The organism is Caballeronia humi (assembly GCF_001544475.1).
Lineage (GTDB): Bacteria > Pseudomonadota > Gammaproteobacteria > Burkholderiales > Burkholderiaceae > Caballeronia > Caballeronia humi.
On sequence record NZ_FCNW02000002.1, the window covers coordinates 52,797 to 78,820 of the forward strand.

General features: G+C 65.1%; 25 protein-coding genes. 13 read left to right on the forward strand and 12 right to left on the reverse strand.

Annotated features, from left to right (window positions below; genetic code table 11):
- From cbbX to fba, 5 genes are all read left to right on the forward strand, one after another.
- Window positions 1–957, forward strand: a complete 957-nt coding sequence (cbbX, locus tag AWB65_RS03115; RefSeq protein ID WP_087665753.1) for a CbbX protein — start codon at window positions 1–3, stop codon at window positions 955–957.
- Between the two features lie 18 nt (window positions 958–975).
- The gene (locus AWB65_RS03120; protein ID WP_087665754.1) at window positions 976–2,055 is read left to right on the forward strand and encodes a class 1 fructose-bisphosphatase; all 1,080 of its coding nucleotides are present in this window, start codon (window positions 976–978) and stop codon (window positions 2,053–2,055) included.
- A gap of 103 nt (window positions 2,056–2,158) precedes the next feature.
- The gene (locus tag AWB65_RS03125; RefSeq protein WP_087665755.1) at window positions 2,159–3,031 is read left to right on the forward strand and encodes a phosphoribulokinase; all 873 of its coding nucleotides are present in this window, start codon (window positions 2,159–2,161) and stop codon (window positions 3,029–3,031) included.
- Between the two features lie 33 nt (window positions 3,032–3,064).
- Window positions 3,065–5,128: a transketolase gene (gene tkt / locus AWB65_RS03130; RefSeq protein ID WP_087665756.1), complete on the forward strand. Its 2,064-nt coding sequence runs from the start codon at window positions 3,065–3,067 to the stop codon at window positions 5,126–5,128.
- Entirely contained in the window at window positions 5,128–6,165 is a 1,038-nt protein-coding gene (gene fba, locus AWB65_RS03135; RefSeq protein WP_087665757.1) for a class II fructose-bisphosphate aldolase, read from the forward strand. Before tkt ends, fba begins: the two co-directional genes overlap by 1 nt.
- Before the next feature lie 31 nt (window positions 6,166–6,196).
- Here fba and AWB65_RS03140 read toward each other — a convergent pair whose 3' ends face one another.
- From AWB65_RS03140 to AWB65_RS03150, 3 genes are read right to left on the reverse strand one after another with little or no spacing between them, the layout of a single operon-like run.
- On the reverse strand, window positions 6,197–7,585 hold the full coding sequence (locus AWB65_RS03140; RefSeq protein ID WP_087665758.1) for a DUF6513 domain-containing protein: 1,389 nt from the start codon (window positions 7,583–7,585) through the stop codon (window positions 6,197–6,199).
- Window positions 7,564–8,163, reverse strand: coding sequence for a flavoprotein (locus AWB65_RS03145; RefSeq protein WP_087665759.1), 600 nt, complete (start codon window positions 8,161–8,163; stop codon window positions 7,564–7,566). Before AWB65_RS03145 ends, AWB65_RS03140 begins: the two co-directional genes overlap by 22 nt.
- The gene (locus tag AWB65_RS03150; protein ID WP_087665760.1) at window positions 8,160–10,214 is read right to left on the reverse strand and encodes a sigma-54-dependent Fis family transcriptional regulator; all 2,055 of its coding nucleotides are present in this window, start codon (window positions 10,212–10,214) and stop codon (window positions 8,160–8,162) included. The genes AWB65_RS03145 and AWB65_RS03150 overlap by 4 nt, the downstream gene beginning before the upstream one ends.
- Before the next feature lie 420 nt (window positions 10,215–10,634).
- Between AWB65_RS03150 and AWB65_RS03155 the strand changes: the two genes are divergently transcribed.
- Window positions 10,635–11,123, forward strand: a complete 489-nt coding sequence (locus AWB65_RS03155) for a dihydroneopterin aldolase (RefSeq protein ID WP_087665761.1) — start codon at window positions 10,635–10,637, stop codon at window positions 11,121–11,123.
- A 9-nt stretch (window positions 11,124–11,132) separates the two neighbouring features.
- On the opposite strand, the gene AWB65_RS03160 is transcribed toward AWB65_RS03155, so the two are convergent.
- The 9 genes from AWB65_RS03160 to AWB65_RS03200 all read right to left on the reverse strand — a co-directional run bounded on the left by AWB65_RS03160 (window position 11,133) and on the right by AWB65_RS03200 (window position 18,782).
- Window positions 11,133–11,519, reverse strand: a complete 387-nt coding sequence (locus tag AWB65_RS03160) for a hypothetical protein (RefSeq protein WP_087654446.1) — start codon at window positions 11,517–11,519, stop codon at window positions 11,133–11,135.
- Between the two features lie 71 nt (window positions 11,520–11,590).
- Complete coding sequence (gene fae / locus AWB65_RS03165) at window positions 11,591–12,100, reverse strand: formaldehyde-activating enzyme (protein ID WP_087665762.1); 510 nt, start codon at window positions 12,098–12,100, stop codon at window positions 11,591–11,593.
- Between the two features lie 108 nt (window positions 12,101–12,208).
- On the reverse strand, window positions 12,209–13,060 hold the full coding sequence (locus AWB65_RS03170; protein WP_087666022.1) for a triphosphoribosyl-dephospho-CoA synthase: 852 nt from the start codon (window positions 13,058–13,060) through the stop codon (window positions 12,209–12,211).
- Window positions 13,047–14,018: an ATP-grasp domain-containing protein gene (locus tag AWB65_RS03175; RefSeq protein ID WP_087665763.1), complete on the reverse strand. Its 972-nt coding sequence runs from the start codon at window positions 14,016–14,018 to the stop codon at window positions 13,047–13,049. The genes AWB65_RS03170 and AWB65_RS03175 overlap by 14 nt, the downstream gene beginning before the upstream one ends.
- Complete coding sequence (mch, locus tag AWB65_RS03180) at window positions 14,015–15,019, reverse strand: methenyltetrahydromethanopterin cyclohydrolase (protein WP_087665764.1); 1,005 nt, start codon at window positions 15,017–15,019, stop codon at window positions 14,015–14,017. Before mch ends, AWB65_RS03175 begins: the two co-directional genes overlap by 4 nt.
- Window positions 14,997–16,178, reverse strand: coding sequence for an ATP-grasp domain-containing protein (locus tag AWB65_RS03185; RefSeq protein WP_087665765.1), 1,182 nt, complete (start codon window positions 16,176–16,178; stop codon window positions 14,997–14,999). Before AWB65_RS03185 ends, mch begins: the two co-directional genes overlap by 23 nt.
- Window positions 16,178–17,113: an NAD(P)-dependent methylenetetrahydromethanopterin dehydrogenase gene (locus tag AWB65_RS03190; protein ID WP_087665766.1), complete on the reverse strand. Its 936-nt coding sequence runs from the start codon at window positions 17,111–17,113 to the stop codon at window positions 16,178–16,180. The genes AWB65_RS03185 and AWB65_RS03190 overlap by 1 nt, the downstream gene beginning before the upstream one ends.
- Window positions 17,114–17,160: 47 nt before the next feature.
- Entirely contained in the window at window positions 17,161–18,195 is a 1,035-nt protein-coding gene (locus AWB65_RS03195; RefSeq protein WP_087665767.1) for a beta-ribofuranosylaminobenzene 5'-phosphate synthase family protein, read from the reverse strand.
- A 200-nt stretch (window positions 18,196–18,395) separates the two neighbouring features.
- Window positions 18,396–18,782: a 4a-hydroxytetrahydrobiopterin dehydratase gene (locus AWB65_RS03200; protein WP_087665768.1), complete on the reverse strand. Its 387-nt coding sequence runs from the start codon at window positions 18,780–18,782 to the stop codon at window positions 18,396–18,398.
- Between the two features lie 371 nt (window positions 18,783–19,153).
- Between AWB65_RS03200 and AWB65_RS03205 the strand changes: the two genes are divergently transcribed.
- From AWB65_RS03205 to AWB65_RS03235, 7 genes are all read left to right on the forward strand, one after another.
- Entirely contained in the window at window positions 19,154–20,965 is a 1,812-nt protein-coding gene (locus tag AWB65_RS03205) for a methanol/ethanol family PQQ-dependent dehydrogenase (protein ID WP_087654438.1), read from the forward strand.
- 151 nt (window positions 20,966–21,116) lie between these two features.
- Complete coding sequence (locus AWB65_RS03210; RefSeq protein WP_087654437.1) at window positions 21,117–21,530, forward strand: c-type cytochrome; 414 nt, start codon at window positions 21,117–21,119, stop codon at window positions 21,528–21,530.
- Window positions 21,531–21,560: 30 nt separating this feature from the next.
- Complete coding sequence (locus AWB65_RS03215; protein WP_087665769.1) at window positions 21,561–22,448, forward strand: substrate-binding domain-containing protein; 888 nt, start codon at window positions 21,561–21,563, stop codon at window positions 22,446–22,448.
- Window positions 22,445–23,185, forward strand: coding sequence for a hypothetical protein (locus tag AWB65_RS03220; protein ID WP_087665770.1), 741 nt, complete (start codon window positions 22,445–22,447; stop codon window positions 23,183–23,185). Before AWB65_RS03215 ends, AWB65_RS03220 begins: the two co-directional genes overlap by 4 nt.
- 55 nt (window positions 23,186–23,240) lie before the next feature.
- Window positions 23,241–24,221 (forward strand): LysR family transcriptional regulator, encoded by a 981-nt coding sequence (locus AWB65_RS03225; protein ID WP_087654434.1) that lies wholly within the window; start codon window positions 23,241–23,243, stop codon window positions 24,219–24,221.
- On the forward strand, window positions 24,221–25,138 hold the full coding sequence (locus AWB65_RS03230; protein ID WP_087665771.1) for a quinoprotein relay system zinc metallohydrolase 2: 918 nt from the start codon (window positions 24,221–24,223) through the stop codon (window positions 25,136–25,138). Before AWB65_RS03225 ends, AWB65_RS03230 begins: the two co-directional genes overlap by 1 nt.
- Before the next feature lie 22 nt (window positions 25,139–25,160).
- The gene (locus tag AWB65_RS03235) at window positions 25,161–26,015 is read left to right on the forward strand and encodes a quinoprotein dehydrogenase-associated SoxYZ-like carrier (RefSeq protein WP_087665772.1); all 855 of its coding nucleotides are present in this window, start codon (window positions 25,161–25,163) and stop codon (window positions 26,013–26,015) included.
- Window positions 26,016–26,024 lie beyond the last annotated feature (9 nt).

Genomic DNA, 26,024 nt, shown 5'->3' on the forward strand with positions numbered 1-26,024 from the left:
ATGTCCGCCGAAGCCATTCTCGACCCGCCTGTCATCGAATCAACCGATACGCCGAGCGTCGATCTCGTCGCGCTCTTTCGCGAATCCGGGATCGGTGAAGTACTCGCCGAACTCGACCGCGATCTCGTCGGCCTCGTGCCAGTGAAGACGCGCATCCGCGAAATCGCCGCGCATCTGCTCGTGGAGCGGGCGCGCGAAACGATTGGTATCGCGAGCGGTGCGCCGACGCTGCACATGTGTTTCTCCGGCAACCCCGGCACCGGCAAGACGACCGTCGCGCTGCGCATGGCCGAAGTATTGCACCGGCTCGGCTATATCCGGCGCAATCATCTGGTGTCGGTGACGCGCGACGATCTCGTCGGCCAGTACATCGGCCACACGGCGCCCAAAACGCGCGACGTGCTCAAGCGTGCGATGGGCGGCGTGCTCTTCATCGATGAAGCGTATTACCTGTATCGCCCGGAGAACGAGCGCGACTATGGGCAGGAAGCCATCGAGATTCTGCTGCAGACGATGGAGAACCAGCGCGGCGATCTCGTCGTGATCCTTGCAGGCTACGAGTCGCGCATGGACACGTTCTTCAAGAGCAATCCGGGCTTTCGGTCACGCATCGCGCATCACATCACGTTCCCCGATTACGACGCGGCCGAACTGCTCCTGATCGCCGAACGCATGCTCGATTCGATGCACTACCGGCTCGATCACGCATCGCGCGATGCGTTCGAAGATTATCTCGCGCGCCGCATCGCGCAACCGAACTTCGCGAACGCGCGCTCGGTACGCAATGCGCTCGACCGCGCGCGGCTGCGGCAGGCGAACCGCCTCTTCGCCGATGCCTTGCACGGCGGCGCGCCGACCGGCAGCGCGGCGCTCACGCTCATCGCGGCGAGCGACATCCTCGCGAGCCGCATCTTCGCCGATTCATCCGATACGCCGCCACCCGATCCGATTCGATAGACCTCTCAGGAGAGTGCCATGCAGGACGGACGAACGACCCTTTCGAAATTCCTCATCGACACGCTCGACCGCAAGCCCGGACCGGAATCCGCAAGCGGCTTGTCGGCGCTTCTCATCGACGTGGCCGCGTCGATCAAGACCATCTCCGCCGCGCTCACGAAGGGCGCGCTCGGTGGCAACTACGGGTCCGCAGAAACACACAACACGCACGGCGAGGAGCAGAAGAAGCTCGACCTCGCGACCAACGAGATTTTCCTGCAGCACTGCGAGTGGGACGGCTTGCTCGCGGGCATGGTGTCGGAGGAAATGGAAGGCGTCTACGCGATCCCCGACGCGTATCCGCGCGGCGAATACCTGCTTGCATTCGATCCCCTCGATGGGTCGTCGAACATCGACATCAACGGCGTGGTCGGTTCGATCTTCTCCGTGCTGCGCGTGAATGGCACGGCGGGCGATGCAGCTTTTCTGCGTCCGGGCCGCGAGCAAGTGGCAGCGGGCTACGCAATATACGGCCCCTCGACGATGCTCGTGCTCTCCGTCGGCAACGGTACACACGGCTTCACGCTGGAGCGCGACGTCGGCAACTTCGTGCTGACGCATTCCGATATCCGCATCCCCGAGGATTCGTGCGAGTTCGCGATCAACGCATCGAACGAGCGCTTCTGGGAGCCGCCGGTGCGCCGCTATGTGCAGGAATGCAAGGACGGCAAGAGCGGTTGCCGACAGCGCGACTTCAACATGCGCTGGATAGCGTCGATGGTCGCGGAAGTCCATCGCATCCTCATGCGCGGAGGCGTATTCATGTATCCGCGCGACTTCAAGACGCCCGCGATGCAGGGACGCCTGCGCATGCTTTACGAAGCGAGCCCGATGAGCTTTCTCGTCGAGCAGGCGGGCGGCATGTCGATCACCGGACGCGAACGCATTCTTGATGTGAAGCCGCAGGCATTGCATGAGCGCGTGCCGGTGATTCTTGGATCGAAGAATGAAGTGGCGCGCATCGGGAGATATCACGGCGAATACGATCGCGGCGAGGACAAGCCGTATACGTCGCCGCTTTTTAATGAGCGGTCGTTGTTCTTGCCTGATCCGGTGTGAGGCTGCAAATAGCGCAAAACAAATTTGAACTAGCAACTTCGTTGCATGGGACCGGAGTGAGCGCTGAAGCGCCAACACCGGTCGACAAGGGAGAGACAAGCGCATGTCAGTCAAACATCCGATCATCGCCGTGACCGGCTCCAGCGGCGCGGGCACCACCACCGTCATGAAGAGCTTCACGCACATCTTCAGACGCGAACGCATCAACGCGCAGATCGTCGAAGGCGATGCGTTTCATCGCTATGATCGCCTCGGCATGCGCGAGGCGATGAAGCAAAGCGAACGCGACGGCCTCGTCAACTTCAGCCACTTCGGCCCTGAAGCAAATCTGCTCGCGGAACTCGAACAACTGTTCGCGAGTTACGGGGAAGCCGGCACCGGGAAATTGCGCCGCTACATCCACGACGACGCCGAAGCCGCGCACTACAAGCAGGACGCGGGCACGTTCACGCCATGGGAAGACATCGCGGAAGGCACCGACCTGATGTTCTATGAAGGCCTGCACGGCGCTGCCGTCACGGGCGACGTGGACATCGCGCGTCATGCGGACCTGCTCGTCGGCGTCGTGCCGATCATCAATCTCGAGTGGATTCAGAAGCTGCACCGGGACCAGACGATGCGCGGTTATTCGCACGAAGCAGTCGTCGATACGATCCTGCGTCGCATGCCGGACTACGTGAACTACATCTGTCCGCAGTTCTCGCGCACGCATGTGAACTTCCAGCGCGTGCCGACCGTGGATACGTCGAACCCCTTCACCGCGCGCGAGATTCCGCAACCGGACGAGAGCTTCGTCGTGATCCGCTTTACGCGGCCGAAGGGCATCGACTTCCCGTATCTCCTCACCATGCTGCACGACTCGTTCATGTCGCGTCCAAACGTGATCGTCGTGCCGGGCGGAAAGATGGGACTCGCGATGCAGCTCATCTTCACGCCGATGATCCTGCAACTGCGCGACCGTTGCGCGCGGGCCTGAACCGATTTCTCAATCGTAGAAAGGAGGCATCCTATGAATGCCGTTGCTGAAACCCTGGAGAGACCGGAGACGCGCGCTGACACGCGCTCGATGGCGAACGCGCTGCGCATGCTCGCCGTCGATGCGGTACAGCAGGCGAACTCCGGCCATCCCGGCATGCCGATGGGCATGGCCGAGATCGCCGTCGCGCTGTGGCGTCGGCATCTGAAGCACAACCCGTGCAATCCCGATTGGGCTGACCGCGACCGCTTCGTGTTGTCGAACGGGCATGGGTCGATGTTGCTGTACGGCCTGCTGCATTTGACCGGCTATGACTTGCCAGTCGATGAACTAAAGCGCTTCCGCCAGTTGCATAGCAAGACACCGGGACATCCCGAAGTGGGCGTGACCCCTGGCGTCGAAACGACGACCGGGCCGCTCGGGCAAGGCTTCGCGAACGCGGTCGGGATGGCGCTTGCGGAAGCGCTGTTGGCGAGCGAGTTCAATCGGCCGGGGCACGATGTGGTCGATCATCGGACGTATGTGTTCGTCGGCGACGGATGTTTGATGGAGGGCATCTCGCACGAGGCGGCATCGCTCGCGGGCACGCTGCGCCTGAACAAACTGACCGTGCTCTACGACGACAACGGCATCTCGATCGACGGCCACGTCGCGAAGTGGTTCGCCGACGATACACCCGCGCGCTTCGCCGCGTACGGCTGGAACGTGCTGCGCGATGTGGACGGCCACGATGTCGATGCCGTCGATCGCGCGTTGCAGGACGCACGCGATTCGCAACGTCCGACGCTCATCTGCTGCAAGACAGTGATCGGCAAGGGCGCGCCGTCGATGGCGGGCACGCACGATGTGCACGGCGCACCGCTCGGCGCGAAGGAAGCGCAAGCGACGCGCGAAGCGCTGGACTGGCCGCACGCACCGTTCGAGATCCCTGCGTCAATCAGGCAGCTTTGGGACGCACGCGATGAAGGCGCATCCGCGGAAGCCGACTGGGCGCAGCGGTTTGCCGCCTATCGAGAAGAGTATACAGCGCAAGCCGCCGAGTTCGAACGCCGCGCGCGCGGCGCATTGCCCGCTCGCTGGCGCGAAGCCGCGCTCGCATTGGTGCGCGATGCCAACGGCGACGCGCAATCGATCGCGACGCGCAAGGCATCGCAGATCGCGATCGAAGGGCTTGCACGCGCGCTGCCTGAACTGCTTGGCGGATCGGCGGATTTGACGGGGTCGAACCTCACGCGCTGGAAGGATGCAAGCACCGTCTCGCCAGGCGAAAGTAGTTTGCATGGCAACTATATTCACTTCGGCGTACGCGAGTTCGGCATGAGCGCAGTGTTGAACGGCATCGCGCTACATCGTGGCTACCTGCCGTTCGGCGGCACGTTCCTCACGTTTTCCGACTATTCGCGCAACGCGCTGCGCATGGCCGCGCTGATGAAGACACGCACCGTGTTCGTCTTCACCCACGATTCGATCGGTCTCGGCGAAGACGGTCCGACACATCAATCCGTCGAACATGCGGCATCGTTGCGGCTGATTCCGGGCCTCGACGTATGGCGTCCGTGCGATACGGTCGAGACTGCGCAAGCATGGGTAAGCGCCATCGATCGCGATCGGCCTTCGTGCCTTTTATTGAGCCGCCAGAACCTGCCGTTCATCGCGCGCAGCGACAAACAGATCGATGCGATCGAGCGCGGCGGCTACGTGCTGCGTGACTGGCCGGATGCGTCAGCTCCGAACGACAAATGCGTCGTGCTGATCGCGACGGGATCGGAAGTCGCGCTCGCGCTGGGTGCTATCGACGCGCTGCGGGAAGAAGGCATCCTGGCGCGCGTCGTCTCGATGCCATCGACCACCGTGTTCGATCGCCAGTCGCATGCGTGGCGTGAAAGGGTACTGCCGCCGGGCGTGCCGCGCGTCGCGGTGGAGGCAGGCGTGACTGGGTTCTGGCGACAATACGTGGGGCTCGAAGGCGGCGTAGTCGGCATGGATACGTTTGGCGAATCGGCGCCCGCTGGCGCGCTCTTCGAGCATTTCGGGGTGACCGTCGGCGCGGTGGTCGATGAAGCCCGCCGCGTCGTTTCAACTTCAGGGAGCGTGTGATGGCCTTTATCGCCTTGCGTCAATTGCTGGACCACGCGGCCGAGCACAGCTACGGCGTGCCCGCGTTCAACGTCAACAACATGGAGCAGATCCAGGCGATCATGCAGGCCGCCGAGGCCACGAAAAGCCCGGTGATCCTGCAGGCGTCGGCGGGCGCGCGGAAGTACGCGGGCGAGCCGTATCTGCGGCATCTCGTACTCGCCGCGCTGGAGGCGCATCCCGACTTGCCTGTCGTGCTGCATCAAGATCACGGCGCGAGCCCGTCGGTATGCCAGCAGGCGATCCGTTCGGGCTTCACGTCGGTGATGATGGACGGCTCGCTCATGCCTGACCAGAAGACGCCCGCCGCCTACGACTACAACGTCGACGTCAGCCGGCGCGTGGTGGAGGCGGCGCATGCGGTCGGGGTATCGGTGGAGGGCGAACTCGGCTGTCTCGGCTCGCTCGAAACGGGTACGGCGGGCGAAGAGGACGGCGTCGGCGCGGAGGGCAAGCTCTCGCGCGAAGAGTTGCTGACTGATCCCGAGCAGGCGCACGCGTTCGTCGAAGCGACCGGCGTCGATGCGCTCGCGATTGCGATCGGCACGTCGCACGGCGCGTACAAGTTCAGCCGCCAGCCGACCGGCGACATTCTCGCGATCGATCGCATCGTCGCGATTCACGAACGCATACCGAATACGCATCTCGTGATGCACGGGTCGTCGTCGGTGCCGCAGGAATGGCTCGCGACGATCCGCGAGTATGGCGGCGAGTTGTCGGAGACGTATGGCGTGCCGGTCGAGGAAATCCGGCGCGGCATTGCGAACGGCGTGCGCAAGGTGAATATCGACACCGACATCCGGCTTGCGATGACGGGCGCGATAAGACGCGCGCTGGCATCGGCGCGCTCGGAGTTCGATCCGCGCCACGCGCTGAAGGCGGCGACGTCGGCGGCGCGCGAGTTGTGCGTGGCGCGCTTCGAGGCGTTCGGCTGCGCGGGTCAGGCCGATCGCATCAAGCCGATGCCACTCGATGCGATGGCGCGGAAGTATCACTGAGCGCGACGGCACAAGAAGGGCGTGAGCACGCTCACCCCTTCTTCTTCGTCGCCCCCGGCGCGTGCCACGCCATCAAATCCTCTTCCACGCGATCCACTTCGCAGCCCCAGTCGAGCGCCTGATCCTGATCGAAGCGCTTGCCCAACTGCCACGCGATTTCCGCGCGCGCGAGCTGCACACCCATATAAAACGCATGCCCGCCGTCGCTCTCCAGTTTAAGCGCAGGATATAACGCAAACGGATCGCCGGCAGTCTGATGACCATCGCGGTTATACACATGGATGCCATCGGCCGCGACCTGCACGCGAAAGTTCGGATCGCGCACGGCTTGTGCGAATTCGTCGATTTCCGCCGCGCTATAGGGAAACGGCCGCTTTGCATGCAACGCCGACAGATCACCCGAGATGCCCTTCGGCAGCACTTGCGCCTCGCGCGCCGCATGCATCACGCGCCGCGCGACGTCCGCCTCGCGCACTGCGCGCCGCGCATGCAAACTCACCGATGTCGTCAGCACCGCCGCGACGCGCAATTCCGCCGCCATGCCGAGCAGCACCGCGTTGATGCCGCTCGTGTCGGCTTCGGTCAGTTCGGTCACGTTGCCGATGCCCATCATGATCGCGGCTTCGGGATAGCGCTCGCGCAGCGACACATAACGCGCTATCGATGCCGCGAGCCCGAACGGTATGGGATCGAGGATCGGATCGGCGAGGAAGGGACGGCCGCGCGCGGTCATCGCGTCAATGGCGGCGTCGAGCGAGGCGTGATCGCCGGGTTCGCGCGCGACGAGAACCGGCGTCGATGCCACCTCGTCCGCGACCCACAACGTATCGACGTTCAGGCTCATCAGGTAATCCGCGCCCGCGTGGCCGCCGCGCACGAGTTCTTCGGTAAGCATCGAATCGACGCTTACGCGATAGCCTTCGCGCTTCAACCGCCGCACCGCGTCTTCGAGATGCGGAAACGGCGTCTCCGGCAGGCAGCCGATATCGATCACGTCCGCGCCTTGCCGCGCATATTCGCGAGCGCGCGCCGCGATGCCATCGAGATCGAGGCGCGGCGCATCGACGATCTCCGCGAAAATTGCCGTCTCATAGCGCGATAAGTCGAAATGCCGCGCCTCCCGTCCGAAGAACTGCGGCAGGTCCTTGACCTCCTCGGGCCCGCGTTCGACACGCACGCCGTAGTGCTCGCTTAACGCATCGAGATCGCCGCGGCATCGGCCGGGCACGATCACTCGGCTCGTTTCAGGCGGCAGCGATTGCGCGACGCGGCGTCGAATCATCTCGGCCGTCATCAATCCGGCGACCTGCAATCCAATCTCGCGCACTTCCCACGTAAAGGGCGTGGGCGCCATGCCTTCGAGCACCTGATGCAGGCTCTTCTCAGCGAGCCTGCCAGTCAGGAAGACGATGTGTTCCATGCGAGCCCGAGGTTCGACAGCCGTTGATCGAGCGCGGCCTTCAGATCGTCGAGCGAACGCGCGACCGTCGTGTGTTCGATGCGCGCGAGCCGCTCGACGTTCTCGAATTCGATCGCGCGCGGCCGCACTTCGACCCACTCGTGCGGACTCTGCGTGATGACGCTCGGTGCCGTATCGCATGCGAAAACGATGCCCGGCACGCACTGTTTGCCGGCTTGCGCGTAGAGATTGGTCGGCAGGGTATCGGAGATGCCGAGCGCGCACTTGGCGACGGTGTTGCTCGTCGCGGGTGCGATCACGACGGTGTGATAGTCGCCCTGATACAGCATGCCGACGGGCACGCTGCTCGCGCTGTTGTCGCGGAACACGCGAAAGTGCTCGCGCAGCTTCGGCACGGGCCAGCCGTAGAGCGGCAGCACTTCCTCCCCCGCCGACGACAGGAACAAGTCGACGCCCGGCAGCCGCAATGCGAGATCGATGGATTCCTCGATCATGTGACCGGAGCCCGTCACACACCACGCGAAACGCGCGTCGGGCTTGAACTCGTCGAGCCGGCGGGCGGGCGTGTGTTCCGTCATGCGTCGGAAGCGGCGGCGGGTCCGTCGTGCGACAGACGGATATGCAGTCTGTGCATCTTCCGGTACAGCGTGTTGCGGCTGATGCCGAGCACCTTCGCCACGTTGCTCACGTTCCAGCGATGCTCGTCGAGCAGCGACAGCACCGTTTCGCGCTCGCGCACCTGAATCGCGTTGAGGGCGGAGGTGTCGGCGTCGTCGGTCAGGTGTGCAACGGGCGCGGCGGGTGCGGCCGGCGGCGGCGCGAGGCGCGCGGCCGTCTGCGTGCTCGTACCGTTCACCACTTCGGCGGGAAGATGCATGCAGCGGATCTCGGGACCGTCGCAGAGCGCAATCGCCATCTGCAGCACGTGCCGCAACTGGCGGATATTGCCCGGCCACGCGTAGTTCAAAAGCGCATGGCGCGCTTCGGCGCTGAGCGTGGGCGGATCGTCGGTTTCGCTTTCGAGGATGTGCGTGATGAGCGCGAGCGCATCGGCGCGTTCGCGCAGCGGCGGCAGATTGATCTCGATGCCGTTCAGCCGGTAATAAAGGTCCTCGCGGAAGATGCCCGTCTGCACCAGTTCGATCAGGTTGCGGTGGCTCGCGCTGATCAACTGGAAATCGACCTTGACCGTAGTCTCCGCGCCGAGCGGCGTGACCTCGTGCTCCTCCAGCACGCGCAAGAGGCGCGCTTGCAGGGCCATCGGCATGTCACCGATTTCGTCGAGGAACAGCGTGCCGCCGTTCGCCTGCACGATCTTGCCGCGCCGTCCTTCGCGCTGCGCGCCGGTGAACGCGCCCGCTCGATAGCCGAACAATTCGCTTTCGATCAGATTCTCAGGCAGCGATGCGCAATTCACCGCGACGAACGTGCCGCCGCTATTCGGGCTGATGCTGTGCAGCGCATTGGCGAACACTTCTTTGCCGGTGCCGGTCTGGCCCCGCAGGATGATCGGGATCTTGCGCTGGATCACGCGCGCCGCGAGCTGGATCTGCGAGGCCATGCGCGGATCGCCGAATTCGAGGTGCGAGAGCTTGTCGAGGCGGCCGGCCGTTTCGCGCGGCGCGTCCTTGCGCGGTGCCCTCGCGCGTGCCGCGGACGACAGCGGATCGTTTAGCAGGATGCGGGTCGAGCCGGTGCCGGCCTCGCGCGGCGTCTGCGCGGTCAGGAAGAAGCGGCTGTTCGCTTTCGCGCTGTACACGGTCACCGGATGGAACGAGCCGCGAATGCTGCGCGCGATCATGTCTTCGAGCTGCGCATTGAACGCTTCGTCGATGCGCTTGCCGCACAGTTCGGCGGGCGAGCGGAAGTCGAGCTGGAAGAGCGCACTGCGGCTCGCGGCGAGCACGACGCCGTCGTCGCTGACGGCGAGCTTGCCCGCGTGCAGCGTGCCGACGAACTCCGGCCGGCTGTGGAAGTGGATCATGTTCGCGTGCCGGTAGCGCGCATCGATCAGGCGGTTCTCGATCATCTGCCGCGACATGCCGACGAGCACCAGCGAATGCTGTTGCAAAAGTTTCGAGCGGCTCGTGACGTCGAGCACGCCGACGATCGTGCCGCGATCGTCGAAGATCGGCGCGGCCGAGCACGTTAGAGACGTATAGCGCGGATAGAAATGCTCGTGCTGGCACACGGCGATGCAGTCGCGTTCGATAAGGCACGTGCCCATGCCGTTGGTGCCGGCTTCGCGTTCGCTCCAGAGGGCGCCGACGCGCAGTCCGTCTGCGGCGACGGCCTCGCCGAACGGCACCGACGACACCTGATGCACGATCACGCCGTCCGCATCGACCAGGACGACCGCGAGTTCCGGGTCCGCGAGCTGCTGGTAGAGCGTGGTCATTTCGAGCTTCGAGCACGCGATCAGGTCGCTCGCGGCCTCGCGGCGATCGGCGAGTTCCTGTTGTGTGAGGACGGGCGGCATGACAAAGCGCGCGGGATCGAGCCTGAATTCGTTCAGGCAGCGTATCCACGACTGGGCAACCGAATCGTTCGCGGCGCGCGCCGCGAGCGGGTTGTTGACGATCTTCAGGACTTCTCGGACATGGGTATCGATGTCAGCGAGCGACGACATGGGGGCTTGTCTCCCTGGCGTCCGTTTGCGCTCCGCGTGTGCGGATTCGCGTTCGGCGCCAACTGTTGTGATTCCCCTGTGCGCTGCGTTGTCTCCGTACGCATGCGCGGCGTTGCGGTGCGGGCTTTCTATGTCGTCAGCAAAGCCGCTCTCCCGCCTGATTACTGCAAAACTCTACATCCGTTGACGTTCTTGTTCAATAAGTAGTCGCAGACGGGAAGGTTTTCTTGCCCGGTTTTTGCTTGGTCGCGGAGCCGGGCCGCATTGAATGCTCGATTTATAGGAAAGTTAGTGAGTTTATGCAAAATCGATAAACTCGCTGACTTCGATCAGATTGACTGAATGACTTGCATGCGCCCGGTTTTTGCTTGATCCCTCGTCTCAGCGAATAAGTCACCTACTCAAAGGCAGGCCACCCCCATGGACCGTTTCGATGCCATTCGCCAGACCGGCTTCCCCAATACCGTCAATGCCGCAGCGCAACAACCCGCGCACGACATGACGCCGATGGACATCGTCTATATCGAAGGATTGACGGGCCGCACGGTGATCGGCATCGACAAGACCGAGTTGCACGAACCGCAGCCGGTGCGCATGAGTCTCGCGATCGGCGTGCCGGCGATTCGCGCGTGCACCACCGACCGCATCGAGGACACCATCAACTACGCCGCCGTGCGCGAGGCGCTGCATGCGCTCCTCGCGTCGCACGGCGTGCAGTTGCTGGAAGCGCTTGCGGAGAAAATCGCGCAGTTGCTGATCGCGGATTTCGGCGCGCACTGGGTGCGGGTATCGCTCGCGAAACCCGCGAAATTCGATGACGTCGAATCGGTTGGCGTGTTGATCGAGCGGCGCCGCGCGCGCAGCATGGCGACCTACGCGTCGCTTGGCGAAGGCCTGATTCCCAACTAGCGCAAACGCCTATTTCGCCACCGTGCCCGGGCGTCCGATGCCGCAGGCGCGGTACGCGTCGGCTTGCAGCGCGCGGAACTTCTTCGTCTGCGCCTTCGCGCGATCGACGCGAAACTCCGCGCCGCCTTCGCCGCCGAGCGTCGCGTATTTGGAAAACGTCGATTGCTCGACGAAATCGTCATAGGGAAGCGACGCCGCGATGCGATCGATCGCGCACGAGCACTTGTAGACGTTGACGAAGTCGTGGCCGTTGTCGTCCATGCAGCCGAGTACGTACTCCACGCGTCCCTGCGTGGGGTAATCGTGAACCTGCGCCGCGGCGCCGGCCGCGAGCGCGAGCGGGGCAGCCGGCAGGAGGCAGGCGAGAACCAGCAGCGCGCGACATCGTGAAGTCATGCAGAAAGCCTCGGATAGATTCAAGCGGAAGCGCGGCCAGGCAGGCCGCGCCGTGCATAAAGCATAATCCTTCAGTTCGGCGCAAACGGATGGGCCGCTGTCGCCTTCTTTGCGACGACCTCCTTCGCGCTCGGCTCGCCCGCCACCGCACGCTGCAGCGCCTCGCGCGTCGCCTTGTAGTTGAACTCCTGAATCTTTTTGTCGTCCTCGGCTTGCCAGTGGATGAAGACGCCCACGCAGATGAATAGATCGTCGGCTTCGTCGGCGGGGATCGTGCCGTCCTCGACGCTGTCCGCCACCGCGAGCGCCACCGCGTGCTGCGCCGGGCCGAACATCTGCACGGCCTGCTTGGCGCCCTTGATCGTCACCTTGTTGAAGAGGATCGTGTTTGGCTTCGTGAGCAGGTTCGGCGCGACGACGGCCAGTAGCGACGTGAAGCCGTCCTTGTTATTGGTGAGCGCGTTGCAGAACGCAGTTTCGGCTGCGGAACCCCGCGGTCCGATGATCAAGTCGATGTGAGCGACCTCGTTGCCGTCGCCGATGAGCGACTCTCCTACCAGGACGCGATTGATCTTGGCCATGCTGTTCCTCCAGTGATTGGGTCTCGGATATTTCGACTTGCGGACTACTCGCGACGCCCGGCTTCCGGTCGCGCAAGACTTAAGGGTGGGCAAACCACGAAGTACCTATCATGATCCGTGCCAATCGCGCGGATTTTGAACCACGCATCCAGCGACGAACAGCGTCGCGACCGTGAGATCGGCGCTCGTGCCCGGATTGATGCCCCGCGCCTTCAGGTCGGCGTCCCATGCGGCGAGGCGCGGCGTCGCGCCAGATGCAGCGGCGGCTTGCCACTCCCCGTGTCTTAGCCGCGCTTCGCGTGTGACACTTTGCGCCATCGTCACACCCTGCTTGCGCACAATGTGCGAATCGGGCCACGTCGCGAGGAAGGTGAGGAACACGTTGAGCGTGGCCGCTGTCGGCGATTTGAAGGACATGGCGGCGGCAAGCCCCGTCTCGAAGATGTCGCGGAAACCGTTCGCGTACTGGCGGGCGATGCTGTCGCGGCCGGCGGCGAGCGTCATCGCGGCGCGCAGGTCGACGCTCGGTTCGTCGCGCACCGATTGCTCGGGCGCATCGCCGAGACCGCCGGGGTTCGCGAGCGCGATCGCGCGATAAGCGGCGCGGGCGTCGTCGATGTCGAGGCGTTCGAGTACGCGCTCCGTCTCGGCCCGCCAGGCGGCGGCATCGACGGGATGTGCTTCCAGCGCCGTCGCGAGCGGCGCGCATAGCAGCACGATCCCGAGATTCGTATTGCAGCCGGCGACTTCGCGGGTGCGCTCCACGGCAGCGAGAATCCGCTCGCCGACGCCTGCGCCTCGCGTAAAAAGTGCCCCAGCCGCCGCCTCAGCGCTCGCGATGAACTGCGCGGCCGTCATGCCGTGGCCCGCGCTATCGACGCTCACGTTGCCTGGCTTCGGCGTTTCGACGTCGAGCCGGCACGCGCGCAGAAAAGCGTCGCGAGCGTCAGCGGCTTGCATCGCCGCTTGCCAGCGCGACCGGCGCACGCGGGAGCGCGAGCTTGCGGTCGAGCAGATCGTCGACAAGCGCGGCGGCGATGTCGAACCGCGTCACCGATTGCAGCCCGCGCCACGCCGCAACGCCGTTCACTTCGAGCACGAGCGGGCGGGCGGCGGCGTCCGCCTCGCCGCTCTCCGGAATCAAATCGACGCCCGCGTAATCGAGGCCGAGCGCCTGCGTCGCGCGAATGGCGGTGTCGGCGAGGGCGTCGGTGATGAGCGCCGGTTCGCACGCCGCGCCCTGCGCGAAGTTGTGAATCCAGCCGCGCCCGCCCACTCGCCGCATCGCCGCGACGGCTTTGCCGCCGATCACGAGCACGCGCCAGTCGAAGCCAGGTTGGCCGCCTTCGACGTAACGCTGTAGATACGCCACGTCGCCGAATGGGCGCAACGAAGGCAGCGACGCGAGTTGCCCGCCCGCGCCCGCGCCGAGCCGCCGCAAGCCCTTGCCCTGCGAGCCGAAGAGCGGTTTCATCACGACCTTGCGGCCCGCCGCAGCCTCCCGCATCAGCACGCGCTGCGCGAACGCCGCCGATTCCCCGGCCCACGTAGGGGGCGTCGGTACGCCGTGGCGGTTGAGGAGAAAGCTCGTCATCGACTTGTCGACGCTACGCTCGATCGCGCGCGCGTCGTTATAGACCGGCACGCCACATTCGCGCAGCGCGTGCAGGATGCCGAGCCGGAGCGTCACCTGCTCGAACGTCCCGCCCGCGATGCCGCGCACGAACACGGTATCCGGCAGCCCGTGGCCGAAGCCGGGGATCGCGAGGCCGTGCGGGGCCCAGGTCGTATCGATGCGGCAATCGGCGAGATCGACGCAGCGCGCGTCCGCCCCGCGCGCGCGGAACGCCTTTTTGAGACGCGACGTGTGCCAGCCGGTTTCGTCGGTCATGATCGCGATGCGCAGCGTTCCGGTCATGGTTTCCCCCACTGCGCGCGCAGCAGGGCGGCATCGATTGCTCCGCCGTGCCACGTCGCGCCGCTTTCGAGGCTGCTCACCCACACTTCGGCGGGCGCGAAGAGCGCGGCATCGATCTGATAGAAGTCGTAGTTGAACGCGGTGAAGATTTCCGCGAACGGCCGCCCATAGTCGCGCGCGTTGCGCGACGGCAACTCGGCGGCGAGACGCTCGGCCACCGCGTCGTGCTTCACCGTCAGATGGACGCGGCCGCCGTAGAGGATGGCGTCGTTGGTGCGGCCCATCGCCTGGATCGCATCGGGCGCGGGCGGCGGCAGCGGCGCCGTGCCGCTCCCCTCGACGACTTCCGCCAGATCGATGCCGAGCACGTGCGTCTTGTGCAGCGCAACCTCGACGACGCGCGCCACCACCTGCACCGTCCCCGCAACCGAGTGTGTCGGCGTGACGACGATCGTGAGCGCTTCGGGCGCGAGCGCGCAGTCGCGCAACACCTTGTCGATGACGACTTGCGGCGGCAGACGGTCCACTTCCATCACGAGCGCGCCGCGCACGTGGCGGTCGCGGTAGCCGAGTTCGTCGAAGAGCGGCTCCTTCACGGCGAGCGCGCGCGCCGGGCCGGAGCCGAGCGAGAAGAATTTCTTGCCGCCGGTTTCCTCCTTGGTCGCGGACAAGCTCCAGCCTGCGTACTGGCTGCCGAGGCAGGCCAGGACCGGCATCGACGTATGGACTTCGATCAGGCTCGGCAAGAACGGCTCCGCCTCAGCACTCATGCGCCGCGCGACGCGCCCGAGCCCGCCCATGCAGATGCGCGCGGTCAGCAGGCCCGCCTCGACGCCGCCCGGTGCAGCGACGCCCGCATCGACGAGCGTCGTGCCGGCGTCCGTGCGTGTGATCGCGACGGCGTAGCGCGCGGCATCGTCGACGAGACGCGCGACGAGCCGCTCGCTCAATGCGTTGACGCTGAGGCGCTGCGAAGGATCAGCGGAAGGTGTTGACGTCATGAAGAGGCTCGCGACAGGTTTCGATGCGTTGCAATAGACGCGCGTGGTGGCGTTCGAGTTCGTGTTGCACTGCGTCGAGCGACGGCGCGGTCACGGCGAGCGTACAGACCGGCTGACCCGCTTCGATGCGCGTGCCGGGCAGCGGGACGTCGTGGCAGGCGGGGTCGCCGTGAAGCGCGTCGCTGAAAGGCTTCGACGCCGTTATCGAGAAAGGCGCGAACGCGACGCGCTGTCCCGCCCGGCGCGTCGGCGCAGGCGGCGGCGAAGGCAGCCGCCCGTGCAGGCACGCGTCGACGTGACAGGCGAAGAGGCTCTGCGGCCAGACGGCTTCGTACAGTGCCATCGTGGAAGAGGGGCGCGCGTTGATTTCGAGCACGCTGAACGCGTCGCCGTCGAGCAGGAAATCCATGCTGTTGATGCCCGTCAGCCCCGTGCGCCAGACGATCGCGCGGATCGCCTCGTGAAGCTTCGCCGCGACCGGCAAAGGCAGATCGACGGGCCCGAGCGAACCTGAATGCACGAAGGGCAGCTTGCCCGCCGCGACGCTCGACTGGTCCGCGAAACCTGTCACGCACGCCTCGCGCCGCGCGCCCACGAAGAGCGCCGACATCGAACGCCCGGCGGCGACGCGCTGATAGTAAGCATGCGGCCCGATCTCGCTTTCCGAAGAAGCCGCTTCGATATGCACGCCACCGCAGCCATCCGCGTGCTTCACGAGCCATCTGCGCGGATCAGCGGGGCGCGTGAAGCTGATCTCCGGATGCGCGATGCCGCACTCGTCGAGCAGCGCGAAAAACCGCTTGGGATCGCGCACGGCGGCGGTCGCCGCAACGTCGTTGCCGATAAAGCGCGGCAGCCGCTCGCCGCTGTACAGCGCGCCCATCAGCGGTTCGACTCCGCTCGTCGCGACGTAACCGAGCATGCGCGGCAAACGCGCGGCGCGCTGCAGTGCATCAAGTAAAAGCTCGCGGTCGATCAAAAGCCCCTCGCCGCCGATGTCGAACCACGCGCTGGCTTCCTCGCGCGTATCGCGATCGCCGAAGATATCGAGCGCGACGGGCTCGAACCCCGCGCGCACCGCCGATTGCGCCAGCATCCGCGCCGACAGCCCCACGACCGCGACGCAAGGTTTCCGCGAAAACGGCGTCCCCGCGTGCATCAGCCGAGGCCGGCGGCGATCGCGCGCGCTTCGTCGAACGCCTCGGGAAAGCCGAGGTAGACGGGCTTGCCGCCCGTGCGCATCCTGACGAAGAGACGATGCTCGACCTGATACTTCACGTTGCCGATCGCAAGCGCGCCGATCCCGACCGCGTCCTGGCGCGCGGCACCCGCGAGCGGCTTGCCGTCGTCCATCACGTTCACGCCCGCGATGCCTTCGGGCGGCACCGCGTTCACGTCGGCGGCGATCAGCAGGTTTTTCGCGTGCGCGAGGTCGGCGGCGCTCATCACCTGCACGCCCGCGACCGCCGTCGCGAACACGACTTCCGCGCGCGCCAGTTCCTTCTGCAACTGCTCGGGCGTGGTCGTCGCGACGCCGGAAGTGGCAACATCGAAGCGCCGGTTGATCTCGTCGCTGACCTGCGTCGCGCGCGAGGCGCTCGAATGGCTCGCGATCGCGACGTCGGCGCCGAGCGACGCCGCCATCGCCGCCGCCACGCGGCCGACCGCGCCCGTGCCGCCCAGGATCAGCACGCGCTTGCCGCCGAAATCGACGCTGTGTTCCTTTTTAAGATGCCGCTCGACGAGCGCGACCAGCGCCGCTGCCGTCGTGTACGAGCCGCTCGGGTCGGCGAACACGGAGACTTCGAACGGCGGGACCATCGCCTGGCGCGCGCGATCGAGCATGTCGGCGGCGAGCATCACGTCGCGCCCGCCGATGAAGATGCCCGTGCGCGACACGCCCTTCGGCCCGCGCGAGAAGATCGCGTCCTGCGTCAACTGGACGACGCTCGCCTCATCGACGTTGCAGTACGGCACGACGATCTGGTAGCCCGCGTCGGCGGCCATGTTGACGTCGAACGGGCTCATCTGCGGCGTGGCCGTGAACATGTGCAGGATGTAGGGCCGTGGAATGCTCTCGGTGGCTTCGGGCATGGGGGACTCGCTGGGGGTTTCGGGACGTCCGGACTGCTTTCGTAACCTCACGCGGCGTCGATGCCGCACTTCTGGACTTCGGCCGCGTGCCAGGTCGCGCCGCGGTTGCGGCCGGTGGCGATCATGCAGGTGATCGACGGGTTCGCGCGGCTTGCCTCGCGCGCGGCCGCGAGCGCGCGCTCGGCGGCGGCGGGGCTGCGCAGGAACGCGAAGCCGGTCGGTCCCCACGAGGTCTGTCCGATGCCGGCCATTTCTTGCGACGCGACAGCCGCGAGCGCGCGCGCGACAGCGGTGCTCGAGAACACGCCGCCCTGCGCGGGCGCGAAATATTCACCGATCGTCTGCTGCACCTCGCCGATGCCTTTCGTGAACGAGTCGAAGTCGCTTTCCGCGACGCCGGGCAGCACGCGCATCAGCACGAGATGGCTCAAATGCGCGGCGAGTGAGCGCGGGAAGGGCGCGAGCGCGGCGAGGCTCCGGCGTTCCTCGTCACCGTGCAGTCCTTCGCGCGAGGTATCGTCGACGAGCAGCACGCGCCAGCCGTCCGGGAACGGCTGGCGGAACAACAACGGCGGCAGGCGCGCGATCCCGACAGCCGCGTTCGAACCATGTCCGCCGTCGACCATCAGCCCGCCGTGATCGAATCCGTGGATGCCGATGCCCGAGCGCGAGCCGCGTCCGAGCAGCCTTGCGACCTGCGCGGTGGTCGCGGTGCGGCCGGCGAGGCGCACGTACGCGGTGCCGAGCGCCAGCGCGAGCTGCGTGCCGGAGCCGAGGCCGGCGTGCGCACGCGGCGTCGCATTTACTTCGACCGCGACCGGCGGGCCGCCGTAGGCCGCCCGCAGCTGCTCCAGATACCGCTCGATGCGCGCGCGCTGCGCATCGCTCGCCGCGCCTTCGACGCGCGTCTCATCCGCTACCCGCGCCGTGATCCGCGTGCCGAGCCCGTCGATCGTGAGGCCGACGCTGCCGAAGCCGCGCCCGAGCGACGCGTTCGGATCGATAAAGCCGAGATGCAAGCGCGCGGGGGCATCGACCGTCACGGCCGGTGGCTGCGAGAGGCGACCGGAAGGCATCTGCATTGCGAATGTCCCTGGTTCGAAGTCGGGTTGAGCGGCGCCGTCCGCGCGGTTCTCCAAAAACCCGGGCGCAGCAAGCCGAGCATTCAAGGCAAGAGACGTACCAGCCGCGCGCGCCTTGACGGGCGGCCCGCAGCGCGAAGGGACGGCGCGCACTGTGTCAGGCGCGCGTCATTGTGTTCAGCGGGGGTTAAGCGAAGTGCTCACGCTTTCGGCGCGTCGTATTTGATATAGCGGAAGCGCTGGTCGTCGGCTGGGGTACCTTCGAGCGCGCCGCCTTCCTTGCCCGGTTGCCACTGGATCACGTCCTCGATCCTGGTCGCGAGGGCGAAGTCCTTGTCGGTGATGCCCTTCGCCGAATGGGTCTTCAGCTTCACGACGACGAACGCATACGACACCGTCAGGTCCGGATGATGCCACGCGGACTCGGCAAGATGCCCGACCGTATTCACGACCATCAGCGTGCCCTTCCAGCTCTCGGTCTTGAACTTGCGCCGGAGCCAGCCGTCTTCCATGTACCAGTGCTGCAACGGACCCGTCAGACGTTGCTGGACTTCTTCATCGGAGTAAACCTTCTCGGCTTGTGTCATGGCGTGGCCTCCGCGTGGGATGTGGATGTGCGAAAAGTCAGTATGCGCCTGAAGACGTGCTGCATCGCGTCATGTCCCGTTCGCGATGATTTGTGTAGCGCGCTAGAGAACCTATCGCGGATTTGACACAGTATGTGTCGCACCGATGACGCAGGCGCCGCCCGCAAAGCCACGCAGGCAAACGCAGCGCTTATGCAGGCCCCCGGCCGCACATTCCGGCATGGAATATGCAATTGCCCTCCGTACGCAACTCGCCCGGCAATGAACCGGGCTTGGGCGTTGCTCGTTACCTGCATTCGAGAAGGCGCGCGGGAATGCACCCGGTAGCGTGGTCATCCCTGGGTCGGACGGCATCACATTCTGGAGGAGACATGAACTTACGCACCCTGGTTCTTGGACTGGCGGTGGTCGCGACGGCGAGTCTGAATTCCTATGTTGCACAAGCAGACCCGCAGCTCGACACACTGATCAAGAACCCATCGAACTGGGCGGCACAGGCGGGCGATTATTCGAATCACCGCTACAGCCCGCTCAAGCAGATCAACGAACAGAACGTCGGCAAGCTACAGGTGGCCTGGACCATGTCGACCGGCGTGTTGCGCGGTCACGAAGGTTCGCCGCTCGTCATCGGCGAGACGATGTACATCCACTCTCCCTTCCCCAACAAGGTCATCGCGATCAACCTCAAGGATCAGACCTTCCTCTGGCAATACGAGCCGAAGCAGGACGCGCAGGTCATCTCGGTGATGTGCTGCGACACGGTGAACCGCGGTCTCGCCTATGGCGACGACAAGATCTTCCTCCAGCAAGCCGATACGAAACTCGTCGCGCTCAATGCAAAGACGGGCGAAGTCGTATGGACGGCGCAGAACGGCAATCCGAAGGCGGGTGAAACCAACACCAACGCGCCGCACGTGTTCGGCGACAAGGTGCTCACCGGCATCTCGGGCGGCGAGTTCGGCGTGCGCGGACGGCTGATCGCGTACGACATCAAGAGCGGCAAGGAAGTCTGGAAGGCGTTCAGCACGGGCCCGGACAACGAAATGCTGATGGACCCGCAGCAGACCATGACCTGGTCCGACGGCAAGATGATCCCGATCGGCGCGGACTCCTCGCTCAAGAGCTGGAAGGGCGATCAGTGGAAGTCCGGAGGCGGGACCACCTGGGGCTGGTACGCATGGGACCCGAAACTCAACCTTGTCTACTACGGCACCGGCAACCCGGGCACATGGAACCCGACGCAACGCCCCGGCGACAACAAATGGTCGATGTCGATCTTCGCGCGTGACCTGAATACCGGCAAGGCGAAGTGGGTCTACCAGATGACGCCGCACGACGAGTGGGACTATGACGGCGTGAACGAGATGATCCTCGCGGACCTGCCGATGGGCGGCAAGAAGGTCCCGGCGATCGTCCACTTCGACCGTAACGGCTTCGGCTACACGCTCAATCGCGAGTCGGGCGAGCTGCTCGTCGCGCAGAAGTACGACCCGGCGGTGAACTGGGCCGACAGCGTGGACGTGAAGAGCGGCCTGCCGGTGCGCAATGCGACCTACTCGACGCAAAAGGCCGGTCCGGACCACAACGTGAAGGGCATCTGCCCGGCGGCGCTCGGGTCGAAGGACCAGCAGCCCGCTTCGTTCGATCCGAACTCGGGGCTCTTCCTTGTGCCGACGAATCACGTCTGCATGGACTATGAGCCGTTCGAAGTCGAGTACGTGTCGGGTCAGCCGTTCGTCGGCGCGACGCTCTCGATGTATCCGGGTCCGAACCAGAACGGCGCGATGGGCAACTTCATCGCGTGGGATGCAAGCAAGGGCAAGATCGCATGGTCCAAGCCGGAGAAGTTCTCGGTGTGGTCCGGCGCACTCGCAACCGCTGGCGGCATCGCGTTCTACGGCACGCTCGAAGGGTATCTGAAGGCAGTGCGCATCAAGGACGGCAAGGAACTGTGGAAGTTCAAGACGCCGTCCGGGATCATCGGCAATGTCTTCACGTATCAGTACCAGGGCAAGCAGTTTGTCGGCGTTTATTCGGGCATCGGCGGCTGGGCCGGCATCGGCATGGCGGCGGGTCTCCAGAAGTCGACGGAAGGCCTCGGCGCGGTCGGCGGCTATCGCGAACTGGCGAAGTACACGGCACTCGGCGGCACGCTCTTCGTGTTCGCCATCCCCGGCGGCTGATTCATCCCTCGTAGTCACGCAACGCAACGCCCGCCAGCCCCGCCTCGAAATCTTGAGGCGGTGGTTGGCGGCGTCCCTGAAGAACGCGTATTGGCATTTGAGTTCAGCCACAGAGCGGCGGAACACCGAAAAAAGGAAAGGAGACAGACGCATGAAAGGCCGATCACTCTTGCCGCTGGCAATCGCATTGTTCGCAATACCGGCTTCCTACGCCCAGACCGACCCGGGACAGGTCAAGCCGGTGGCGTACAAGGTCCAGGACGGCAACAAGGTCGACAGCAACACGCTGCAAGGCTGGAAGACATGGCGCGCGCTCGCCTGCGAGCGCTGTCACGGCGCGAAGCAGGAAGGCATGGTGGGACCGTCGCTGATCGAGGCGTTCAAGACGCTCGACACGAAGGAATTCCATCGTACGGTTTTCGGCGGACGTATCGACAAGGGCATGCCCGACTTCAGTTCGAGCCAGATGATGCAGAAAAACTGGGAAAACCTGTACGCGTACTTGAAAGGCCGCTCCGACGGCAAAATCAACCCCGGCGACTTGCAGGCAATCGATGCAAAATGAGCATGCCCGCAGTCACTACCGGAGGTGTCGATGTCTGAATGCAAGGTAACCCGCATCACTGCCGTGCGGCTTGCCGCCGCGCTGCTCGTCGCTTGCGCGTCCCACGCCGCGCTCGCCGACGATCCCGCGCTGCCCAACAACGATGGCGCCGACGGCGTGCTGCGCGTCTGCGCCGATCCGAACAACATGCCGCTCTCGAACAACAAGGGCGAAGGCTACGAGAACAAGATCGCGAGCCAGATGGCGAGCGACTTCGGCTACAAGCTCGAATACACTTACTTTCCGCAGCGCATGGGCTTCGTTCGGCGCACGCTGCGCGACAAGGTGCCCGACACCGAGCGCTTCAAGTGTGATCTGATCATCGGCGTGCCGAAGGGCTACGACCTGACGGCGACCACGCGCCCGTACCTGCATTCCACCTACGCGATGGTGTTCCCGAACCGCCCTGAGTTTGCGAGCATCCAGACGCCGTCCGACCTGACGAAACTGCCGCCCGAGACGCTCAAGAAATTGCGGCTCGGCATTTTCTCGCGCACACCCGCCGTCGACTGGCTGCTCGGCAACAACCTGATCGAGCAGGCCGTGTCGTACCAGGCGCAAAGCGGCGATCCGGATGCGTTCCCCGGCGAGATGATCGAGAGCGACATGAAGAAGGGCACCGTCGACGTCGTGTTCCTGTGGGGACCGATCGCGGGCTACTTCGTCAAACGCTCGAACGACACCGTCAAGCTCGTGCCCTTCCAGCCGACGCCGGGCATCCGCTTCGACTACGAGATTTCGATGGGCGTGCGCTACGGCGAGAAGGCGTGGAAAGACAAGGTCGATAACTGGATCGGGGCGAATCAGCCGAAGATCGACCAGATACTCACGAGCTATCAGGTGCCGCTGCTGCCCCTGCAGCCGGCGGCGGCGCAATGAGGGGCGTCAAGCTGTTATCGCGCGTCGTGGCGGCGGCGCTCTTCAGCGCAGCGTGTCAGGCCTACGCCGCCGATGCGCCCGCACCTGACATCGCACCCGCCGAGAAGCTGCTCTTCATGGCGCCGCATCTGGACGGCGTCGATCCGCTGACCGAACTCGACTACGCGCTCGACAGCTCCGGCCCGCCCGAAAAGCTGAAGGACACCGTGCGCGTGCTCGTCACGAGCCGCGGCAACACGAACGGCGACGCGCGCGTCTCCGATCACACGGGGCCCGTGTCCTTGCCCGGCGGCTTGCCGTGCAACCCGGTGATCCTCTATTTCCTCGAGCACGACATCACGGAGATGGAGCAGTTGACCGGCGGCAAGCGGCGCTATTTCCAGCAGCGCGTGCGGCTCGCGCTCGCGGCGAATCCTCCGATCGTGCAGGTGACGAGCGAAGCGGGCGGCAAGAAGATCAAGGCGCAGCAGATCGTGATCCAGCCGTATCTCGACGATCCGAACGCCGCGCGCTTTCCACAATACACCGCGAAGCGCTACACGTTCCTCGTCGCCGACGACGTGCCCGGCCACGTAATGTCGATCCGCACCGAAACACCGGGCGCGAACAACGATTTCGCGCACCCGGTGCAAACCGAAACGCTGAGCTTCCAGAGCGCGCAGCGCACGCTCGCGCCCGTGAAGCCCGGCGAGACGGCGCCTGTCAAGCCGGCGAACGCTCCGCGCGCGAGCCGTTGATTGTGGTCGGGGCCGGGCACCTGTCCGGCTTCTCTTCGACGCGTGGCCGCCCATCGTGAACTTCATCCGCTCGCTGACGTTGCGCCAGTTGCAGATCTTCGTGATCGCGTGCCGCTGCCCGAGCTTCGCGCGCGCGGCCGAGGAACTGCATCTGACGCAGCCCGCCGTATCGATGCAGATACGGCAGCTCGAAGAAGCGATCGGGCTGCCGCTCTTCGAGCGCGTCGCGCGCAGGCTCGCGCTGACCGAGGCGGGCGAGCGCCTTTCGCATCACGCGAGCCGAATTCTGGGCGAGATCAAGGACGCCGAGGACGCAATGATGTCGCTGACACAGGCCGATAGCGGCTCGATCGCGGTGAGCATCGTGAGTTCCGCGACGTACTTTGCGCCGAAGCTGCTTGCGCTCTATTCGCAGCAGTTTCCGAAGGTCGACGTGCGTTTTTCGGTGGGCAATCGCGAGACGCTTCTGCGCTGGCTGCAGGACAACGCGACCGATCTCGCGATCATGGGCCGGCCGCCGCCCGAACTCGGCACGACCGCCGAGCCGCTTGCCTATCACCCGCATGTAATCGTCGCGCCGCTTTCGCATCCGCTGCGGCATGCGAGGCGCTTCGACTTGCAGGAGCTCGCCGGCGATACGTTTCTGCTGCGCGAGCCCGGCTCCGGCACGCGCGCGGTGGCCGAACATGTATTCCGGCAGCATCTGTTCGTGCCCGCGCGAAGCGTGACGCTCGGCAGCAATGAGACGATCAAGCAGGCCGTGATGGCCGGCATGGGCGTCAGCCTCATTTCGCTGCATACGCTCGCGCTCGAATTGCGCACCGGCGAGATTGCGCTGCTCGACGTGAACGGGACGCCGATCGAACGGACGTGGCAACTTGTCCATTCGCGTTCGAAACAGTTGTCGCCGACGTGTCTGGCGTTTCGGCGTTTTCTGCTCGAACACGCCGAGCCGTTTCTCGAAAGCGAGTACGCGCAATTCGCGCTGCGGCCGCCGAAACGAGCGCAGGGCGAGCGGATCGGCGGCGTGGTGTGATGCGGCGTTTGATCGTCGTGGCCGGACTGCTGCTCTGCTTTTGCGCGGCCCACGCCGCCGCGCCGCTCGCCGTGACGCAGTTCGCGCCGGGCATCTACGTGCATCGTGGCCACGACGATGTCGCGACACGCGAAAACAAGGGCGATATCGCGAACGTGGGGTTTATCATCGGAAGAAAGTGTGTCGCGGTGATCGATACGGGTGGCACCTTGGAGGAAGGGCGCGAGCTGCGCGCCGCGATCCGCGCCGTGACGCCGCTGCCCGTCTGCTATGTGATCAACACGCACATGCACCCCGATCACATTTTCGGCAACGCCGCGTTCACGGGCGATCGTCCGCAATTCGTCGGCAGCGCGGCGCTCGGCGAGGCGGAGGCGTCACGCGCGGACAACTATCTGCGCGTGCTGCGGCGCGAACTCGGCGCGCTTGCCGACGGCAGCGAAATCGTCCCGCCGACGCTCGCCGTCGATGGCACGAAAAAGCTCGACCTCGGCCGTCGCAAGCTGATTCTGCGCACCTGGAAAACAGCGCATACGAACAACGACCTGACGGTATACGATGAAGAGACGGGCACGCTGTGGCTCGCGGATCTGCTGTTCGTCAAGTGCATTCCTGTGATCGATGGCAGCATCACCGGCTGGCTCGACGATATCGCCACGATTCGCCAGATGAATCCGCGCCGCGTCGTGCCGGGACACGGTCCGATCGATACGCCGTGGCGTACGGCGCTGAATGCTGAAGAAGCGTATTTGAGCCATCTGGCGCAGGATGTGCGTGCATCGATCAGGCGCGGCGAGACGATTCAGCAGGCGGTCGATACGATCGGCGGGAACGAGCGCGGCAAGTGGCTGCTGTTCGATCTCTACCATCGCCGTAACGTGACCGCAGCGTATGCGGAACTCGAGTGGGAACAGTAGAACAGCAGGACGGAGGGACATCATGATCATTGGAAAACGCGACGCGCTGATCGCCGTCATCGCGACGCTCGCGTTCAACGGCGCCTACGCCACCCAGCCCGACGACGACCCGAACAAGAACGCTCGCTGGCTCGATTTCAAGGAAGGCGCGTTCAAGGACCGCCCCGTCGATACACACGGCGACGCCGTCATCAAGTTGCAGGCGCCCGCGCGTGCCGCCGATGCCGCCGTCGTGCCGATCGCGATCACCGCGCAGTTCCCGCAGACGCCCGCGCATTACATCAAGCGCGTCTATCTCTTCATCGACGAGAACCCCGAGCCGTACGCCGGATCGTTCGATTTCACGCCGGACTCGGGGCTCGCGAGCATCGAGACACGCGTGCGCGTGGAGGACTACACGTTCATGCGTGTGATCGCCGAGACGAACGACGGGCATTTGTATAGCGCGGTGCGTTTCGTGAAGGCATCGGGCGGCTGCTCGGCGCCCGCCGGCAAGGACGACGCCACCGCCGAAGTCACGGCCGGCCAGGTGCGCCTGCAAGCGGAAGGGCCAAGCGTCGCGGGGCGTCCGCAGCTCGCGCAACTGATGGTGCGCCATCCGAACCGCACCGGCATGGCGATGAACCAGGTCACGCGCAACTATGCGAGCGCGTATTTCATCCGCAAGGTCGCGGTGACGTACGCCGACAAGCCGGTGATGACCGCGAACGTGAATTTTTCGATCAGCGAGAACCCGAACTTCCGCTTCTATTTCGTGCCGCGCGCGAACGGTGAACTGAAGGCGCATGTCGAGGATACGAAGAACAAGCAGTTCGAAGGGGCAGTCGCGGTCAGCCCGCAACCGGGCGTGCAGCAGACTTCGTCGAACGGCCTTTGATGCGCGCGC